Annotated in this window: 17 protein-coding genes; 6 read left to right on the top strand and 11 right to left on the bottom strand. The window is 67.1% G+C overall.

The window, feature by feature from the left end; all coding sequences use genetic code 11:
- Window positions 1–59 precede the first annotated feature (59 nt).
- The 4 genes from chlG (at window position 60) to EP380_RS03945 (ending at window position 3,948) form a co-directional block, all read left to right on the top strand.
- On the top strand, window positions 60–980 hold the full coding sequence (chlG, locus tag EP380_RS03960; RefSeq protein ID WP_127596856.1) for a chlorophyll synthase ChlG: 921 nt from the start codon (window positions 60–62) through the stop codon (window positions 978–980).
- 63 nt (window positions 981–1,043) lie between these two features.
- Window positions 1,044–2,372, top strand: a complete 1,329-nt coding sequence (locus EP380_RS03955) for a BCD family MFS transporter (RefSeq protein ID WP_238719714.1) — start codon at window positions 1,044–1,046, stop codon at window positions 2,370–2,372.
- 38 nt (window positions 2,373–2,410) lie between these two features.
- Window positions 2,411–3,616 carry a geranylgeranyl diphosphate reductase gene (locus tag EP380_RS03950; RefSeq protein ID WP_127596852.1) on the top strand — a complete coding sequence of 402 codons (1,206 nt, stop codon included), beginning with the start codon at window positions 2,411–2,413 and terminating at the stop codon, window positions 3,614–3,616.
- A complete protein-coding gene (locus EP380_RS03945; protein WP_127596850.1) occupies window positions 3,613–3,948 on the top strand; it encodes a hypothetical protein in 336 nt (111 codons plus the stop codon). The genes EP380_RS03950 and EP380_RS03945 overlap by 4 nt, the downstream gene beginning before the upstream one ends.
- Here the strand turns inward: EP380_RS03945 and EP380_RS03940 are convergent.
- Window positions 3,879–4,325: a TspO/MBR family protein gene (locus EP380_RS03940; RefSeq protein WP_127596848.1), complete on the bottom strand. Its 447-nt coding sequence runs from the start codon at window positions 4,323–4,325 to the stop codon at window positions 3,879–3,881. The genes EP380_RS03945 and EP380_RS03940 overlap by 70 nt on opposite strands.
- A 294-nt stretch (window positions 4,326–4,619) precedes the next feature.
- Here EP380_RS03940 and EP380_RS03935 point away from each other — a divergent pair, with 294 nt between their 5' ends.
- Entirely contained in the window at window positions 4,620–6,518 is a 1,899-nt protein-coding gene (locus EP380_RS03935; protein WP_127596846.1) for a 1-deoxy-D-xylulose-5-phosphate synthase, read from the top strand.
- 125 nt (window positions 6,519–6,643) lie between these two features.
- Complete coding sequence (locus tag EP380_RS03930; RefSeq protein ID WP_238719713.1) at window positions 6,644–7,591, top strand: cobalamin B12-binding domain-containing protein; 948 nt, start codon at window positions 6,644–6,646, stop codon at window positions 7,589–7,591.
- Window positions 7,592–7,670: 79 nt separating this feature from the next.
- Here the strand turns inward: EP380_RS03930 and EP380_RS03925 are convergent, their stop codons facing one another.
- Genes EP380_RS03925 through EP380_RS03880 form a run of 10 tightly spaced genes read right to left on the bottom strand, consistent with a single transcriptional unit; the run spans window position 7,671 to window position 18,573 of the window.
- Window positions 7,671–9,095, bottom strand: a complete 1,425-nt coding sequence (locus EP380_RS03925; protein WP_238719712.1) for an FAD-dependent oxidoreductase — start codon at window positions 9,093–9,095, stop codon at window positions 7,671–7,673.
- Window positions 9,096–9,097: 2 nt separating this feature from the next.
- Complete coding sequence (locus tag EP380_RS03920; protein WP_127596844.1) at window positions 9,098–9,712, bottom strand: cysteine hydrolase family protein; 615 nt, start codon at window positions 9,710–9,712, stop codon at window positions 9,098–9,100.
- The gene (locus tag EP380_RS03915; protein ID WP_127596842.1) at window positions 9,709–11,769 is read right to left on the bottom strand and encodes a hydantoinase/oxoprolinase family protein; all 2,061 of its coding nucleotides are present in this window, start codon (window positions 11,767–11,769) and stop codon (window positions 9,709–9,711) included. Before EP380_RS03915 ends, EP380_RS03920 begins: the two co-directional genes overlap by 4 nt.
- Window positions 11,766–13,514 (bottom strand): hydantoinase B/oxoprolinase family protein, encoded by a 1,749-nt coding sequence (locus tag EP380_RS03910; RefSeq protein WP_127596840.1) that lies wholly within the window; start codon window positions 13,512–13,514, stop codon window positions 11,766–11,768. Before EP380_RS03910 ends, EP380_RS03915 begins: the two co-directional genes overlap by 4 nt.
- Window positions 13,511–14,380 (bottom strand): isocitrate lyase/PEP mutase family protein, encoded by an 870-nt coding sequence (locus EP380_RS03905; RefSeq protein ID WP_127596838.1) that lies wholly within the window; start codon window positions 14,378–14,380, stop codon window positions 13,511–13,513. Before EP380_RS03905 ends, EP380_RS03910 begins: the two co-directional genes overlap by 4 nt.
- A complete protein-coding gene (locus EP380_RS03900; protein ID WP_106573360.1) occupies window positions 14,377–14,883 on the bottom strand; it encodes a LeuD/DmdB family oxidoreductase small subunit in 507 nt (168 codons plus the stop codon). The genes EP380_RS03905 and EP380_RS03900 overlap by 4 nt, the downstream gene beginning before the upstream one ends.
- Complete coding sequence (locus EP380_RS03895; RefSeq protein WP_127596836.1) at window positions 14,880–16,157, bottom strand: aconitase/3-isopropylmalate dehydratase large subunit family protein; 1,278 nt, start codon at window positions 16,155–16,157, stop codon at window positions 14,880–14,882. Before EP380_RS03895 ends, EP380_RS03900 begins: the two co-directional genes overlap by 4 nt.
- Complete coding sequence (locus tag EP380_RS03890) at window positions 16,157–16,861, bottom strand: ABC transporter ATP-binding protein (protein ID WP_106573362.1); 705 nt, start codon at window positions 16,859–16,861, stop codon at window positions 16,157–16,159. The genes EP380_RS03895 and EP380_RS03890 overlap by 1 nt, the downstream gene beginning before the upstream one ends.
- A complete protein-coding gene (locus tag EP380_RS03885; RefSeq protein ID WP_106573363.1) occupies window positions 16,854–17,600 on the bottom strand; it encodes an ABC transporter ATP-binding protein in 747 nt (248 codons plus the stop codon). The genes EP380_RS03890 and EP380_RS03885 overlap by 8 nt, the downstream gene beginning before the upstream one ends.
- Window positions 17,593–18,573: a branched-chain amino acid ABC transporter permease gene (locus EP380_RS03880; protein WP_127596834.1), complete on the bottom strand. Its 981-nt coding sequence runs from the start codon at window positions 18,571–18,573 to the stop codon at window positions 17,593–17,595. Before EP380_RS03880 ends, EP380_RS03885 begins: the two co-directional genes overlap by 8 nt.
- Window positions 18,574–18,575 lie beyond the last annotated feature (2 nt).

Raw genomic sequence — 18,575 nt, 5'->3', positions numbered from 1 at the left:
TGCGTGATCGCGCCCATGAGTGTCAATGTTAATTGACACATTTTCGGGCCGGACATAGCATGCCGGTCATGGAACTGACACGCCACCCATCGCAGGCAAACTGGCCCATGCCAGGCGCCGTGATCGCGTTGCTCAAACCGATCACCTGGTTTCCGCCGATGTGGGCCTATGCCTGCGGCGCGATTTCAACGGGACACAGTCTCAGCGACCGGTTCGGCTTCGTCGTGCTGGGCGTTCTGCTCGCCGGCCCGCTCCTGTGCGGAACCAGCCAGGCGGTCAACGACTGGTACGACCGGCACGTGGATGCCATCAACGAACCGGAGCGGGTGATTCCCTCCGGCCGCGTCCCGGGCCATTGGGGGCTTTATATCGCGATCATCATGTCGGCGCTTTCGCTGATGGCGGCGTGGATGCTGGGCACGCTGATTTTCGCCGCCGCGCTTGTCGGCCTGGCCTTCGCCTGGGGTTACAGCGCACCGCCTTTGCGCTTCAAACAAACCGGCTGGCTCGGCAACGGCGTGGTCGGCTTCAGCTACGAAACCCTGCCCTGGCTCACGGCAGCGACCGCGATCACCGGCCTCGCCCCCGCCGCCTCGAGCTGGACCGTCGCCCTGCTCTACGGCGCCGGTGCCCACGGAATCCTGACACTCAACGATTTCAAGGCGATTGCCGGCGACAGAACAATGGGCATCAAGACGCTGCCGGTCCTGCACGGCGCCCGCCCCGCCGCGTTCATCGCCTGCGCGATCATGGCCGCGGCGCAGGCCGGCGTGGTCGCGACGTTGTGGTCGCTGGGCCTGCCCCTTTCCGCCCTCACAGTGCTGCTGTTGCTGATCCTGCAGATAGTCTGCATGGTGCGTTTCGTCGGCGATCCGGTCCGTCTCGCCGTCTGGTACTCGGCAATCGGCGTCGGACTCTATGTCACCGGCATGATGGTGACCGCATTCGGACTGCGCACGCTTGTGCCTGCGGCTTTGTAGGACCGCGCGAAGGGAGCCCCCATGCTTGGCCGGCAAGACAGCAATCGGGACGCAGCTTCGGACATGCAAGGTCTCAGCTGGTTCGCGATCGTGCGGCTGGGCCTCGTCCAGGCCTCCCTCGGCTCAGTCGTGGTGCTGACCAATTCGACGCTGAACCGTGTCATGATCGTGGAGCTTGCCCTGGCCGCCGTCATTCCCGGCCTTCTGGTCGGGCTTCATTACGGCGTACAGATTTCGCGCCCGCTCTGGGGGCACCGGTCCGATATCGGCAATTCCCGCACGCGCTGGATTCTCGGGGGCCTCGCCCTGCTTGGCGTGAGCGGGACCGCCGCGGCAGCAACCACCTTCCTGTTCGAAATCAGTTTCGCTGCCGGTCTGGCGGCCGCCAGCGTGGCTTACGCGCTGATCGGCGTCGGCATCGGCGCCAGCGGCACCTCGCTGCTGGCGTTGCTGGCGACCAAAACCGCGCCGGAGCGGCGGGCTTCGGCGGCCACCATCACCTGGATGCTGATGATCGCCGGCATCGTCGCAACCTCCATCGTCACCGGCCTCAATCTGGAGCCCTATTCGCATCTGCGCCTGGTCGCGGTGACCGCGGCCACCGGGCTTGTGGTGCTGGTGCTGTCGGCGGTGGCCGTGGCCGGCATCGAACGCCGGCCGACGCTCGCCGACGGCCAGAAGCGCGAAAAGGCCGGCAGTTTCCGCGAGAGCGTGCGGGAAGTCTGGAGCGACGCGGAAGCGCGACTGCTGACCGTGTTCATCTTTCTGTCCATGCTGGCCTACTCCACGCAGGACCTGGTGCTGGAGCCCTTCGCGGGCCTGCTCTTTGCCATGTCACCGGGCGAAACCACCCGGCTTTCGGGCGTGCAGCACGGCGGGGTATTCGCCGGCATGGCCGTGGTCGGCATCGCGGGGGCGCTGTTTTCGAAACAAAGGCCCGGCCTGATGAAGATGTTCATTGTCGCCGGCTGCCTCGGATCAGGCTTGGCGCTCGTGGGCCTGGCGGTTTCGGCATCTTTCGCGCCGACCTGGCCGCTCGCGGCGAATGTCTTCCTGCTCGGCCTGATGAACGGGGCTTTCGCGGTCGCCGCGATCGGCACGATGATGATCCTCGCCGGGGCCGGCACACGGGCCAACGAAGGCATGCGCATGGGCGTCTGGGGCGCCGCCCAGGCGATTTCCTTCGGGCTTGGCGGCCTTGCCGGCACGGTTGCGCTGACCTTGGGCAGATGGGCGACGGCGCAGGACAGTACGGCGTTTGCGATCGTCTTCGCGCTGGAAGCGGTGCTGTTTTTGGTGTCGGCGGCGATCGCGCTGCGCATCGGTGCCGGCCGCCCGTCATCCGCCCTAACGGCCGCGCGCCCAGTGCCGCCCGCGGTACCGGCGGAATAATGGAGACGAGCCTGCCCCTCTAGAGAATGGAGTGCGCCATGCAGACGATCTACGACGCGGCGGTTATAGGCGGGGGGCCCTGTGGGGCGACGGCGGCGCAAAAACTGGCCGCGGCCGGCCATTCGGTCGCGCTCGTGGATCCCGGCGACCGGATCAAACCGTGCGGCGGCGCCATTCCCTCGCGCGCCCTTCGCGATTTCGACATTCCGGATCAGCTTCTCGTCGCCAAAGCGCATGCGGCCCGCGTGATCGCGCCGTCCGGAAACACCGTCGACATGCACATCGGCGATGTCGGTTTTGTCGGCATGGTCGAACGCGAAAGCTTCGATCCGTTTCTGCGGGCCCGGGCCGAAGCCGCTGGCGCCCATCGCATTGCCGGCAAGCTGGTGGCGATGGAGGAAGCCCCGGACGGCACTTTGCGGCTGACGATTGATCGCATGGGCGACGACGGCCACGGGGCGAAACATACGGTCGGCGCACGGCTGGTCATCGGTGCCGACGGCGCCAATTCCACCGTCAGGCGGCTGACGTTTCCCGCGCGCAGCAAACCGCCTTATGTCTTTGCCTATCACGAGATCGTGGAAAGCCCGTCCGACGCGAACCCACTCCGTTTTCGGGGCGACCGGTGCGACGTTGTCTATGACGGCCGCATCTCCCCCGATTTCTACGGCTGGGTGTTTCCGCATGGCGACCGGACCTCGGTCGGCTGCGGCACGGCAATCAAGGGACACAATCTGCGCCGGGCAACGTCGGCGCTGCGCGACCGGGCCGGGCTGACGGGCCAGCGCACGCTGCGACGCGAGGGAGCGCCGCTGCCGCTCAAGCCGATGCGACGCTGGGACAACGGCCGCAATGTGCTATTGGCGGGAGACGCCGCCGGCACGGTCGCACCGTCCTCGGGCGAAGGGATATATTATGCCATGCTGTGCGGCAGTCTCAGCGCCGAAGCGGTCGCGGCCTGCCTGGCCACCGGCCGGGCGTCCGCTCTCAAGCAAAGCCGGCACCGCTTCATGCGCGCGCATGGCCGCGTCTTCTTCATTCTCGGGATCATGCAAACCGTCTGGTATCGCAGCGATCGTCTGCGTGAACGGTTCGTCTCGTTGTGCGCGGACCCCGACATTCAGCGCCTGACCTGGGAATCCTATCTCAACAAACGTCTGGTGCGACGGGATCCGCTTGCTCATGTCCGGGTGTTTTTCAAGGATCTCGCGCAACTGGTCGGCATCCCGGCAGGTCAGAAATGAGCGTAGTCTTCACCTGGTTCCAGTCCGGCTGGGTCGCCTTTGGCGCGATCGCGTTTCTGTGGGCCGAATTCGCGCTCGTGTGCTATCTGTCCGCCGCGCCCGGCCTCCGTTTCAGACTGTTGCTGGCCAACGTGCTTGCCGGAAGCTGCCTCCTGGCCGCCTTGGGGTTCGCCCTGCGCGACGGGGTGCTGCCCTGGGTGCCGGTCTTTCTAAGCCTGGCGCTGATCGCGCATGTCTGGGATGTCGCTGCGCGCCTGCGCGGTCAGTCGGCTTCGTTAAGGCGCAAGACGGAAAAATTGAGCAGGCCGGCGATCGTCACCCACACGAGATAGGGCGCGAACAACAGCGCGGCGAGTTGGGACACCGGCCAGGCGGTCACGATAAACCCAGCGATGGCGAGCCACAGAAGAGCGACATCGCCAAGCGCGAGCCCCATCCGCCTCAAGCCGAAAAACAGCCAGGACCACATGCCGTTCAGGACGAGCTGCGCCGCCCAGAACAACAAGGGCAGCGACCAGCCGGCCGCCGCCCACACACTCCAGCCGGCATAGGCGATCATGATGTAGAGGATCGTCCAGACGGTCGGAAAGGCCCAGTTCGGCGGTGTCCAGGACGGTTTGCGAAGCGTCTCGTACCAGGATCCCGGCTTGAAGACGGCACCGCTGGCGGCTGTCAGGATAACAAGAACGATGAAGATCGCAGCAGCCATGCGCCGGCTCCGTTTCGACAGTGAAAGCCCTCTCAACCTACATGGCGGCGCCAGCGGCGGAAAGCGGGTCCGCAAACCGTCCTGCGATAGCGGGCAAAGGCGCCACGCATTGACGCCGGAACGCAACTATCCGCCGCTCACGACGATTTTTCCGACCCGACTGTAAAAAAAAGTTTACACTTCTGCCAAGTTCCCGGACAATGCACGCTAGACGCCGCCGTCCACCGGCGCCCCGGTTCCGCGGTGTTGACAACTACCGGCAGGTGGACGGGTTCGAGCGCGGGAGGAAACGCTATGGGCTCCACGTTCAGGGAAGATGCCGCTACGTCGTTGCTCGACCGGATTGAGGGTCCACACGATCTCAGACGCCTGAGCGAAGACGAACTCGTCCTGCTGGCCGATGAACTGCGCGCGGACATCATCGACGTCGTGTCCGAGACCGGAGGGCATCTCGGTTCCGGCCTCGGGGTCGTGGAACTGACCGTTGCCCTGCATGCCGTCTTCGACACACCGCAAGACACGCTGATTTGGGATGTCAGCCATCAGTGCTATCCGCACAAGGTGCTGACCGGACGCCGTGAGCGGATACGCACCCTGCGCAAGAAGGACGGCCTGTCCGGCTTCACCAAACGCAGCGAAAGCCGCTACGACCCCTTCGGCGCCGCCCATTCCTCGACTTCCGTCTCCGCCGGCCTCGGATTTGCCGTTGCCCGCGATCTCAAGGGTGAAGCCGGGCATGTCGTCTGCGTCATCGGCGACGGCGCCCTGACGGCGGGAATGGCCTATGAAGGGCTCAACAATGCCGGGGGCCAAAAACGGCGCCTGCTTGTCATCTTGAATGACAACAACATGTCGATCTCGCCGCCGACCGGCGCCATGTCGGGACATCTGAACGCGCTGGCGGCGCACCGGGACGGTGCCGCGCGGGATCGCAACCTATTTGAAAACATGGGCTTTACCTATTGCGGCCCGGTGGACGGTCACGACGTGCGCGGACTGCTCGCCACGCTGCACAGGCTCAAGCACGAGGCCGACGGGCCGGTACTGCTTCATGCCATTACCCGGAAAGGCGCCGGCTACGGCCCGGCCGAGACCGCCGCCGACAAATATCACGGCGTCTCGAAATTCGACGTTCGGTCCGGCAAGCAATTCAAGCCGCGGCCAACTGCGCCGAGCTACACCAAGGTGTTCGCCAATGCGCTGGTCGAAGAGGCCAGGCACGACCCGCGCATCGTCGCCATCACCGCGGCGATGGCCGCGGGAACCGGTCTGGACGTTTTCGGCCGGCAGTTTCCCGAACGCACCTTCGATGTCGGCATCGCCGAACAGCACGCCGTCACCTTTGCCGGCGGGCTCGCGGCAAGCGGCATGCGTCCGTTCTGCGCCATCTATTCCACGTTCCTGCAGCGCGGCTACGATCAGGTGGTTCACGATATCGCCCTGCAGAACCTGCCGGTGCGCTTTGCCATCGACCGGGCCGGACTGGTGGGCGCCGACGGCCCGACCCATGCCGGCGCCTTCGACATCGGCTATCTGGCGAACCTGCCCAATTTCACCGTGATGGCGGCCGCCGACGAGGCCGAGCTGGTCAACATGGTCAAGACGGCGGCGGAACATGACCGGGGACCGATCGCCTTCCGTTATCCGCGCGGCGAAGGCACCGGGGCGCTCTTGCCCGAGACAGGCTTGGCGCTGCCGATCGGCAAGGGGCGCATTGTCGATATCGGGCATACGGCAGCGCTGCTGTCGTTCGGCGCTCGACTGGACCAATGCCTGGAGGCGCGTGCGCTCTTGGCGGCACTCGGTATCTCCGTCACGGTAGCCGATGCTCGTTTCGCCAAGCCGCTCGATGTGGAGTTGATTGAAGACCTGTTCTCCAGACACCAGCTTCTGGTGACCATCGAAGAAGGCGCGACGGGTGGTTTTGGCGCGTTGGTGCTGCATTACCTGGCCGGTCGCGGGTTGCTCGACGGACGTTGCGACATTCGCACGATGACCTTGCCGGACACGTTCATATCCCAGGCCGCGCCGGCGGACATGTATGACGAGGCGGGACTGAACGCACAGCAGATCGCGGCGCTTGTCCGAAACACCCTGGCGCAGGCCGACCACGGTTCGGCGGCGAGACTGAGCGGGTACATGACAGGTATTCAGCACCGCCCCCAATGGGCGCATCGTGCGGAGGACCGGTAAAGATCGACGACGTCAGATTGCACCTAAACGAAGACATGATCTCGTTTGGCGGATACAATTTGATGTAGTACAGTCGACTTCGTGGAGGAGCCTGACCGCCTAGGCCGAGTCATCGGGAGGGGGAATTGGCCTATAAAGAGCCCAGTAACGTTCAGACGGGAACAACAAAGTCTTCGTTACCGTTCACCGAACATGGCCAGACGTTAGAGACAGACAAGACCAGCCGCCTTTCCTCGCAGGACCTGACGGTTCTGGAGCAGAGCGTACGTAGCCAAGTGTCTGGTCTGGTCGGTGCCCTGCACGCCGGCTCCAAGGATGCAGGCGGCAAAGCCACGCGTGCTGCGGACATCGACCATCGACTTCATCCCGAACTCGACGAACGGGCCAGGCAGATGCCGGCCATGGACCGGGCGGTCTCGTATCGCGAACGGTTCCTGAAGGCGCTTATCGATCCGGACCCGCGGCACCACCGGGACCTGATCCAGGAACTGCTTCAGGCGGATATCCCGCTCCAGACGCTCGCCATTCATCTTTTGTGTCCGATCGCGACGGAGCTCGGCAATTACTGGTGCGATGACGATGCCGATTTCATCCAAGTCGCGGTCGCCTCCACCCGGTTGAGCAACGTGGTCCATCATTTGACCCATGCGGGGCCGCAGCCATCGCAGCCCGCCTCGGCGAAGCGTATCCTGCTTGCCCGTTCCCACGCGACCAAGCACACGCTCGGCGTCACGCTGGTCAGAATGTGTTTCAGGGATCTGGGCTGGATCGTCGATGGCGGCGCCGACATGGAAATCGGCGAAACCATGTATATGCGCCTGTCCGCCCGCTCCTACCATCTGCTCGGCCTGTCGATCGGACAGTTGGAGGAAGCAAGGGACTGCAAGGAAGCCATAGATCGCTGCCGGTCGGACGCCACCACCCGCACCATGAAGATCGCGATCGGCGGCGCTGCCGTTCTTGCGCAACCGGACGGGTTCCGGCACACCGGCGCCGACATCGTCGCGCATTCGGCTCTGGAGGTCATCAGGCTGGCGGAGCAGTTCGGCGCGGCTGGTCAGTCGCGCAGTTGACGGGTTGCGGCCGCGCGCCGGCCGCGCGCAAGGGTGGTCCCGCCGCCGCTCGCTCCGCCAAACGAGAGCCGTTGCGATGTTATCCGGCCGGCTCCAGCGCCGCCCGCACCGCCGCGCGGCCGGCGAGGAAGCCAAAGGCGATCGCCGTCAAAAGCCCGTTGCCGGACAGATAACCCGACACGTCTGGGCCCGACACGCCGCAGGCCGCGCCGCCGCCGGCGAAAAGATTGGCAAACGGCCGGTCCTGCCGGTCAAGGACGCGGGCGCAACCGTCGATCCGCAATCCGCCCTGGGTATGGAACAGCGCGCCGGTCACCTTGACCGCGTAAAACGGCGGCAACAACGGCGCCAGACCGGAAAAATCGCGCCCGAACGGGTCCGGCCTGGTGCCGGCGCAAATCCGGGCCACCTCAGCCAGGCTGGCGGCGAGCCGCAATTGCGGCAGCCCGGTCATGGCGGCGAGCGCACCGACAGTCGGCGCCGTGCGCACGGCGCCTGCGGCAACCGCCTCGCGATAGTCGGGAAAGGTGAGGCCGAAGCGGTGGACCGTTTCGTCGTAGATGTTCCAGGCAAAACCGCCCGGCTGGGCCAGCACCTTGACCGCCTGCTCGGAATAGCCGCCGCTTTCGTCGGAAAACCGGTCGCCCCGCTCGTTGAGCTGGATCGCGCCTTTCATCATCAGCGCCCAGGAAATCAGGATCGCGTGCGGATGGGCCAGCGAGCCGTGCCCCTGGTAGCCGGACATGTGCGCGAGCCCGGCGCCGAGCGCCTTGCCCCAGCGCACGGCATCGCCGGTATTGCCGGCATGGCCGTAATAAAGCGCCCCGCCGAGTTCGGGAATGTGGGTTTTCACCAGGTCCGGATCGCCGCCGAAACCGCTCGAGGCCAGGACCAGCGCGCCGCAGCCGAGCGTCTCGCGCCCGCCGCCCGGCCGCTCGATCCCGACCGCCACGATCCGGTCCCCGGCATCGGCATCGGCATAGAGCTGGGTGGCGCGCGCCTGGGTGGCGATCGCGATCTCCATCGTCTCGGCGGCGGCCAGCAGGCGCGCATGCAGCGCGGCCCCGGTGCGCTCGTCCACGCAATGCATGCGGTGGCGGCTGTGACCGGGGTAAAGAAAATCATCGAGAACCCGCCAGTCGACGCCGGCGTGATCGGCGAGCCATTCCAGCGCCGGGCCGATGGTTTCGGCGGCCAGGGTCGCCAGTTCCGCGTCGCAACGCCCGTTCGCCTTGGCCAGGATGTCGGCCGCGAAGCGGGCCGGCGTATCGTCCGCAACGCCGATCTCGCGTTGGAAGCGGGTGGCCGGCGCCGGCACGAAACCGGACGACATCGCGGTCGAGCCCGAGGGCGTGGCGTCGCGTTCGACAACCAGCACCTGCGCCCCCTCCGCACGGGCGCGCAGCGCCGCCATCAGCCCGCAGGCGCCGGCGCCGATAACCACGACATCGGCCGCCGCGTCGACCCGTTCGGGCGCGCCGCGCAAAACGGGGGCCGCCGTCACCGTCAAGACCCTTCGACAAGGTCGCGCGCGTCGGCGCAGCGCATGACGCGCGCCACCGTGGCCAGATCCGCCACGGCGCGCTCGTGGGTGTCGCGCGAGAACGCCGCGCAGCCGTCCGACACGACGATGGTGGCGAAGTCGCGCACGTGCGCGTCGCGTACCGTGGAGGCGACGCCGCCATTGGTGACGATGCCGCAAAAGATCAGCGTGTCGATGCCGGCCTTGCGCAGCAGCCATTCGAGCCGGGTCATGTAGAAGGCCGAATAGGCGATTTTTTCCACCGTCAGATCGGCCGGCTTGAGACGGTCGACCAGATCGTGGCCCCACGAACCGGGAGCGAAGTCGCCCTTGCCGAGAAAGGGTCGCATCGCCTTGAGATGCGGCGCGATGAAAGGCTCGCCGCCCTTGCCGGGAACCAGGGTAAAATGCGTCGAGACGACCCAGCCGCCCCGCGCGCGCAGCGCTTCGGCCAGAGGCAGCACGCGTTGCGGCAGGGCAGCGATGTCGTCATTGGCCTGACCGCCGCGGGCATAGGCGCCGTCGGGATGCAGGAAATCGTTTTGCAGATCGACGATGACCAGCGCAGTGCGCGCGGCATCGATTGCGGCATGCGTCATTTTTCATCCCTTTTCGGCGTGATCACCAGATTGCCGAAACGGTCGACGGCGGCGACGAGCCCCGGGTCGACGAAGATCGTGGTATCGGGTTGCTCGAGTAGCGCCGGCCCCTCGATCACCGCGCCGACGGCGAGGCCGAGCCGCTCGTAGACACCGGCCTCGTGATGGGCACCATCGGCATAGACTTGCCGGGTCGCGGTCCGGCACGCTTCGGCCGGCCGGCCGTCGACGGGCGCGAAGACCTTCATGTCGAGCGCCGGCCGCCGGCCGATCACCGCGACGCGGTGGTTCATTATCCGTTTGGGGATGCCGTCCAGAAGCCGCCCGAAGGCCTCGCGATAGGCATCGTCGAAGGCGCCGGCAACCGTTTCGGCGTCGAGCCCGCCGGGGCCGATCGCGATCGGCACGGCGACGGAATGGGTCTGGCCGAGATAAAGCATGTCGAGCTCGAACACCCGATCGACGCGCTCGAAGGCGACGCCGGCACGCGCCAGCACCGTCTCGGTTTCCTCCGCGACGGCCAGCATCGCGCGGCCGAGCGCTTCGGCGTCGACATCGTCCAGGAGCCGATTGACCGTCTGGACCCGGTCGTGACGCATATCGGCCACGACGCAGCCGAGCGCGGAGGTGACGCCGGGAAAGCGCGGCACCAAAGCCGAGCCGAGGCCGACCTCCTTGATCAACGCGCCGGTGTGCAACGCGCCGCCGCCGCCGAAGGGCATGGCCGCGAACTCGGCCGGATCGTGCCCCTTCTCGATCGAGACCAGGCGGATGGCGCCGGCCATCTTGGCGTTGGCGAGCCGCAGAACGGCTTCGGCCGCGTCCTCGACCGAAAGCCCGAGCGGCTGTGCGATCCGGGCTTCGATCGCCGCACGCGCGGCTTCGATGTCGAGCCGTTCCAGCTTGCCGCCGATCGGGCGATCGGGATTGATGCGGCCGAGCACGAGATTGGCGTCGGTGACCGTCGGGCGGTTGTTGCCGAGACCGTAACAGACCGGGCCGGGATCGGAACCGGCCGATTCGGGACCGACCTGCAGCAGGCCGCTCTTGTCGAGCCCGGCAATCGAGCCGCCGCCGGCGCCGATCGTGGTGATCTCGATCATCGGGGTACGCACCACCAGGCCGAAATCGATCGCCGTCTGGGCGGCGAGCGCGGCCTGGCCGTCGGCCACCAACGAGACGTCGAAAGAGGTGCCGCCCATGTCGCAGGTGATGATGTTGGCAAACCCGGCCGCCCGCGCGATGGCGGTTGCCGCGATCACGCCGGCCGCCGGTCCCGACAGCGCCGTGCGCACGGGATAGCGGCGCGCGGTCTCGGCCGACATCACCCCGCCGTTCGACTGAACGATCAAAAGCTCGCCGGCGAAGCCGCGCCCGTCCAGCCCCTGTTGCAGCCGCTCCAGATAGGACGAAACCACCGGCTGCAGATAGGCGTTGAGCGTGGCGGTGGAGGCGCGCTCGAATTCGCGGATTTCCGGCAGGATCTCGGTGGCTGCGGTGACGAAGGCGTTGGGCCAGACCGAGCGCACCGCTTCGACGGCGCGTCGCTCATTGTCGTCGTTGGCGTAGCCGTTGATGAAGAAAACGCACACCGCCTCGCAGCCGGCCGCGGCAAGAACGCCGGCCCGCGCACGCACCGCGTCCGCATCGACCGGGGTGAGCACGGTGCCGTCGGCCAGCACCCGCTCGGCGACCTCGAGCCGGTCGCCGCGTTCGACCACCGGCGTGAAGCCGCCCTTCAGGCCCCAGGTGGTCGGACGGTCGCGCCGGCGCATTTCGATCACATCGCGAAACCCCTCGGTGGTGATGATGCCGGTGCGCGCGCCCTTGCGCTCCAACAGCGCGTTGGTGCCGACGGTGGTGCCGTGGACGAGCGTGCGAATGTCGGCGAAATCGGCGACGATCTCGGCGATGCCCTGGACGAAGCCGCGCGATTGGTCGCCGCGCGTGGAGGGAACCTTGGTGGTGATGACGGCGCCCGCGGTCTCGTCGAGCACGAAAACATCGGTGAAAGTGCCGCCGACATCGACACCGACAATATAGGCTTTGTCGCTCACGTGGCGGCCTCCCGGCTGCGCAGTTGGCGGGTGGCCTCGTCGTCAACGGTGCCGTCCGTCGAAAACGCCACGCCATAGCTGGCGGCCGCCTGTTCGACGCTGACGAAACCGAGCCGCAGGTCGCGCGCGACCTCCTCGATCGGGCGTGAAAAGGCCGGACCGTAGCCGCCGCCGCCCGGCGTTTCGAGCCGCAGGCGCTGGCCGCGGGCAAGCTGGACGCCGACCGTCTTGGACACCATCGGCGGCCGGTGCTCGCCATCGTTCTGCTGGTAGGCGAAGCGGTTTTTTGCCCCGTCGCCGCCACCGACGACGCCGCGCGGGGCGAAACGGCCGCGCTCGCCGAACAAGAACACGTCGGCCCGCTCTTCCAGAAGCTCGATCTCGTAGATGGCGCCGAGCCCACCGCGATAGCGTCCGGGGCCGCCCGAATCCGGGCGCAGCGCCCATTGCGTGAAGCGTACCGGATAGGCCGCTTCCAGGATTTCGAGCGGAGGGATGGTGGCGGTCGAGATCGGCGCGTTGCCGTGGTTGAGGCCGTCGCCGCCGCCATGGGCGCCGTGGCCGCCGCCGAAGAAGGAAAACATCACCCAACGCTGGCCGGTACCGCGATGGCCGGCCAGAGACAGCGCGTTGATGGTGCCGTAGGCACAGGCCATCGCCGGCTCCGGCGCGATCCGGGCGACCGCCTGGAAGACGACGTCGATCAGGCGCAGGATGGTTTCGGTGTACCCGCCGACCGGTTTCGGTGCGGTGACGGAAAGCAGCGAGCCGGGATCGATGCGGAACTCCACCGGCTCGAGTACCCCGGCATTGGCCGGCACGTCGCCGAAAATATGTTTCAGCGCGACATAACAAGCCGCCACCGTGGTGGCGCGCGAGATGTTGACCGGGCCGGCACAGGCCGGCGATGAGCGCGAAAAATCCATCACCATGCGGCCGTCGCCGACCGTCAAATCGAGCGCGATCCTCAGCGGCTCGTCGACGATGCCGTCATTGTCGAGAAAATCCTCCGCCGACACGGTTCCGGCCGGCAATTCGGCGATCTGGGCGCGCATCATCTCCGCCGCACGCGCCTTCAGGGCAGCAAGTGCTGCGGAAATCGTCGGCGCGCCATAATCGTCGATCAGCGCGTGCATGCGTTTTTCGCCGAGTTCGAGCGCGTTGATCTGGCCGTTCAGGTCACCGTAGAGCGACATCGGCAGGCGCGAATTGGCCGACAGGATGTCGACCACGTCCTGGCGGAACGCGCCGCCATCATAGAGCTTGACCGGCGGGATCAGCATGCCTTCCTGAAAACACTCGGTGGCGGCGGGATTGTAATTGCCCGGCACATTGCCGCCGACATCGTGCCAATGGCCGACCGAAGCGAGAAAGCAGAACACCGCGCCGTCGCGGAAGACCGGCTTGACCAGCCGGAAGTCGGACAGATGGGTGCCGCCGTCATAGGGATCGTTGAAGATCCAGACATCCCCCTCGTGGATGCCGCCCCGGTGCCTGGCCTTCTCGATGACCGCCTGCACGGCGAAGGCCATCACGCCGACGAAGATCGGCAGGCCGGACTTGCCCTGGACCAGGGTCTCGCCGGTCGCCGCGTCGTAGATGCCGTGCGAGGCGTCATGCGCCTCGGCGATGATCGGGTTGAAGGCGGAGCGGAACAAGGTGGCATCCATCTCGTCGGCGATCTGCTCCAGCCGGCCCTTCAGGATCGCCAGCGTCACGGCGTCGACGGTCGCGGTGCCGCTCATTGATCGTCCTCCGCGTCATAGCGCTTGCCTTCGGCGAGCAGCTCCGGCGTGCCGATGACCCCGTTCAGCCCCGCGAAATCGAACATGCGGTCGCGAAAGGCCTGGTTCGAGCCGGTGCCCAGCAGGTTGGCGTAATAGGCGCGCGCCGTCGCCGCGACCGCACGCACCACCCCACCCGGAAAGATGACCAGGTCGAAGCCGAGCGCCTCCAGGCCCGCGGCATCCATCGCCGGGGTCTTGCCGCCCTCCACCATATTGGCCATCAGCGGCACGCGCCCCTTGAAGCGCTGGACGATCTCGCCGATCTCGGCCAGCGATTGCGGGGCCTCGACAAAAAGCATGTCGGCGCCGGCCTCGACATAGGTCTCGGCCCGGTCGAGGGCGGCCTCGAAACCTTCGACCGCGATCGCGTCGGTGCGGCCGATGATCAGGGTTTCCTCGCTGGCGCGGGCATCGCAGGCGGCGCGGATCTTGCCCGCCATCTCCGCCGTCGAAATCAGCGATTTGCCGTCGAGATGCCCGCAGCGCTTGGGCATCGTCTGATCTTCGAGCTGGAGGGCGCCGGCACCCATGCGCTCGAACACGCGCACGGTGCGTTGTACGTTGAGCGCGTTGCCGAAACCGTTATCGGCGTCGACCACGATCGGCAGGCTCACCCGGTCGCGCAGCGCGGCGATGGTGTCGGCGACCTCGCTCATCGAGACCAGCCCGATATCGGGCCGGCCGAAGCGCGTATAGGCGATCGAGGCGCCCGACAGGTAGACGGCCTCCGCCCCGGCCTGCTCGGCGATCAGGCCCGACAGGGCGTCGTAGACGCCCGGCGCGAGCAGGATCGGTGACGTCTGCAATCGTTTCTTGAGGCTCATCGGCCCGTCTCCCGCGCGCGCTCCGCGGCGAAGCGCTTCTTGAGATGCGGCACCAGGCCGCCGTCACGCAGCATGCGCCTGAGATTGTCGGGCAAGGGCTCAAGACGCACGCAGACGTCGCGGTCGGGCAGCCGCAACCGGCTTGCGTCCAGGTCGAGCACCGCCCGCTCCCCATCCGCGACCGCGTCCAGATCCGCGCCGACCAGAACCGGCAGGCCGAGATTGATGGCGTTGCGATAGAAAATGCCGGCGAAGGAGCGCGCCACCACCCCGGCGACGCCGAGATGTTTCAAGGCCTCGGCGGCCTGCTCGCGCGAGGAGCCCATGCCGAAATTCCGGCCCGCCACCACGACATCGCCGGGCTGCACGGTGGCGGCGAAATCCGGCCGCGCCGTTTCCAGGCAATGGGCGGCCAGCGCCTCGATGCCGCCCTTCATATAGGCGCCCGGCGCGAGCTGGTCGGTGTCGATGTCGTCGCCGAACAGGAAAACGCGCCCGCTCATGCCGTGTCTCCGCCGGCCAGCAGGTCGCGCGGATCGACGATGCGGCCGGCGACCGCCGCGGCCGCCACGGTATAGGGAGAGCCAAGCCACACTTTCGCCGACGCCGCCCCCATGCGCCCGCGGAAATTGCGCGCGGTCGAGGAGATGCAGGTGACGTCCTCGCCGAGCCGGTCGGCGCCATAGCCGGCGCAGATGCCGCAGGCATTGGGCAGGATGCGCGCGCCGGCGCCTTCGAACACGGCCATGATGCCGTCGGCGGCCGCGCGCTCCTGGTCGCGGCGCGAGGACGGCGCCACCATCAGCGCGACGCCAGCGGCCAGGCGCCGGCCTTTCAGGATCGCCGCGGCGTTTTTGAGATCGTCATATTTGGCGCCGGTGCAGGCGCCGATATAGGCGACGTCGATGCTCGTCGGCGGCGCCTCGCCGACCGGACCGGCATTGGCCGGCGAATGCGGCGCGGCCACTTGCGGGGCGAGTGCGGCGGCGTCGAAGACATGATGTTCGAGCAGCGCCGCGCCGGGATCGGTGTTGAGCCAGCCCCAGTCGCCGGCATCGCCGCCATGCGCGGCAAGCCAGGCCACCGTCGTGGCGTCGGGCGCGATCAGGCCCGCCTGCGCGCCCAGTTCGGCGGCCATGTTGGACAGGGTCATGCGCTCCTGCATCGACAGTGCCGCGACCGCCTCGCCGGCATATTCGACCGCCTGGTAGCGTCCGCCATCCATGCCCAGCCGTGCGCACAGCGCCAGCATCATGTCCTTGGCGACGACCCCGGGCCCGAGCCGGTTTTGCCATTCGATCAAGATCGTTTCGGGAACCTTGAGCCAGATCTCGCCGGTCGCCAGCACGCCCGCCATCTCGGTCGCGCCGACCCCGAACATATAGGCGCCGAAGGCGCCGCCGGTCGGGGAATGGCTGTCGCCCCCGACCACGAACATGCCGGGCCTGAGATGGCCGCGCTCGGGCAGGACGACGTGACAGATGCCCTCGCCGTCATGGAAGGCGACCTTGCGCTGGCGCGCCCACTGCCGGGTGAGTTCGAGAATGCGGGCGCCCTCGTCTGTGTCGCCGGGCACGAAATGATCGGAGATCAGCACCACTTTTTGCGCATCGAACAGCCCGACGCCCAGTTCGCGCAGGATCGGCTCGACCCGGCGCGGGCCGCCCGAATCGTGGATCATGGCGAGATCGACGGCGGCGGTGACGACCTCTCCAGGCGCGACCGTGTCGCGGCCGGCCGCGCTTGCGATGATCTTCTGCGCCAAGGTGTGCGCCATCACACCAGCCCGAGATAGGAGCGTTGCAATTCGGGATCGTCGAGCATGGCGGCGGCCTTGCCGGACAGGCGGATTTCGCCGTTCTCCATGACAAAGGCGCGGTCGGCGATCTCGAGCGACTGCAGAACGTTCTGTTCGACCAGCAGGATCGTCAGTCCGGCCTCGTTGAGCTGCCGGATCAGGGCGAACATTTCTTCCACCAAAAGCGGCGACAGGCCGATCGACGGCTCGTCGAGGATCAGCAATTCGGGTTCCGCCATCATGCCGCGCCCGATCGCCAGCATCTGCTGTTCGCCGCCCGACAAGGTGCCGGCCTTCTGATCGAACCGCTCGGCGAGCCGGGGAAACGTCTCGCCGACGCGGGCGATGTTGGCGGCACGGTTGGGCTTGCCGCGCCGATAGGCGCCGAGCTCGAGATTTTCGCGCACCGTGAGATTGGGAAAGATATGCCGGCCTTCCGGCACCTGGATCAGGCCGAGCTCGACGATGCGCCGCGCGCCGAGCCGGGTGATGTCGTGGCCGGCAAAGCGGATGGTGCCGCCGCGGCAGGGCAGAAGCCCGGACAGAAGCGCGGCGAAGGTCGTCTTGCCGACGCCGTTGGAGCCAAGCAGCGCGACGATCTCGCCACGGGCAATGTCGATGTCGACGCCGCGCAGCACCTCGACCGCGCCATAACCGCCGCGCAGACCCGCTACCTCAAGCATTGGCCGCCTCCCTGGCGCGCATGCGCTCGGCCATGCCCTTGCCCAGATAGGCTTCGATCACGCGCGGATCGGCGACCACGTCCGACGCCGTGCCCTCGGCGATGATTGCGCCCTGATTGAGCACCCAGGTATGTTCCGACAGGCTCATCACCGCCTGCATGACGTGCTCGATCAAAAGCACGGTCACGCCCGCGTCGCGGATCGCGCGAATGACCGGGATCACCGCCTCGATCTCGGACGGGTTGAGCCCGGCCATGACCTCGTCGAGCAGGATCAGCTTCGGCCGGGTGGCGAGCGCGCGGGCGACTTCGAGCCGTTTGCGCCCGGCGACGGTCAGCGCGGCCGCGTCGATGTCGAGCCGGTCACCGAGCCCGACCTTGCGCGCCACCTCGCCGGCATAGGCGAGCGCGCCGGCCCGCGAGGCGATGTGAAGATGGGCGCCGACGGCGATGTTGTCGCGCACCGTCTGGCCGGCGAAGGGCTGGACGATCTGAAAGGTGCGGACCATGCCGCGCCGGGCGATCGCCTCGGGCGAAAGGCCGGTGATGTCCTCGCCGCAAAACCGCACCGTGCCGCGGTCGGGGCGATGAAAGCCGGTGATCATCGCAAACAGGGTCGTCTTGCCGGCGCCGTTGGGACCGATCAGCGAGGCGATCACGCCTTGCGGCACGGTGAAACCGACATCACGGGCGGCCTGAACGCCGCCGAAATTCTTGGACAGGCCGGCGACCTCAAGCATGGCGGCGCTCCACGGCGAGGGCGCGCGCGCCGCGCCGGGCGCCGAGACGGCCGACGAGGCCGGCCAGGCCGCGCGGCATGAAGGTGACCATGACAACCAGCAGCGCGCCGTAAACGGCCAGGCTGATGCCCGGCGCGTCGCCGGTCACCTCGCTGGTGAACTCGGAAACGGCGTGGATTGCGGCGGCACCGAGCAGGGGACCGAACAGCGTGCCCATGCCGCCGATAATCGGCACCAGCAGGCTTTCGATGGAGACCGCCGGACCGTAGGCGATCGACGGGTCGAGATAGAGCAGATATTGCGCGTAAAAGACCCCGGCCAGGCCGGAAAAGACACCCGACAGCACGATCGCGCCCATCTTGACGCGAAACGCATCGACGCCGAGCGCGCGGGCGGCCTCCTCATTGTCGCGCACCGCCATCAGCCTGGCGCCGAACCGCGAATTCCCGATCCACCACACGACGAGGAAGGCCGCCAGCGTCATCGTCCAGATCAGCCAGAAATAGGATGTCTTGGAAGCGAATTGCAGATTGGCCAGGCTGCGCTCCAGCGGGATCAGGATACCAACGCCGGCGCCGGTGACCTCGACCGAGTTCGACAGGATGCGCAGGACCTCGGCGAAGGCGAGCGTGACCAGCGCGAAATAAGAACCGCGCAGGCCGTAGCGGAAGGTGGAAAAGCCGATGAAGGCGGCGACCGCTCCCGCCGTCAGCGCGCCGGCGACAAGCCCGATCCAGGGATTGACGCCGAACTGCACCTGCAGCACCGCGACGGTATAGGCGCCGGTACCGAAATAGGCGGCATGGCCGAAGGAGAACTGGCCGCCATAGCCGCCAAGAATGTTCCAGGCCTGGCCCAGCAGCGCGGCGTAAAGCGTCATGATGATGACGTCGAGCCAGAATTCCGAAACGACCAGCACCGGGGCTGCCCCGATGACAAGGAAGACCGCGAACAGGAGCAGCAGCGAACGCATCT

This window comes from Nitratireductor alexandrii, from assembly GCF_004000215.1.
In the GTDB taxonomy this organism is placed as follows: Bacteria; Pseudomonadota; Alphaproteobacteria; order Rhizobiales; family Rhizobiaceae; genus Mangrovimarina; species Mangrovimarina alexandrii.
Note: the sequence above shows the minus strand (reverse complement) of the source record. Positions and strands in the feature narration are given on the sequence as shown.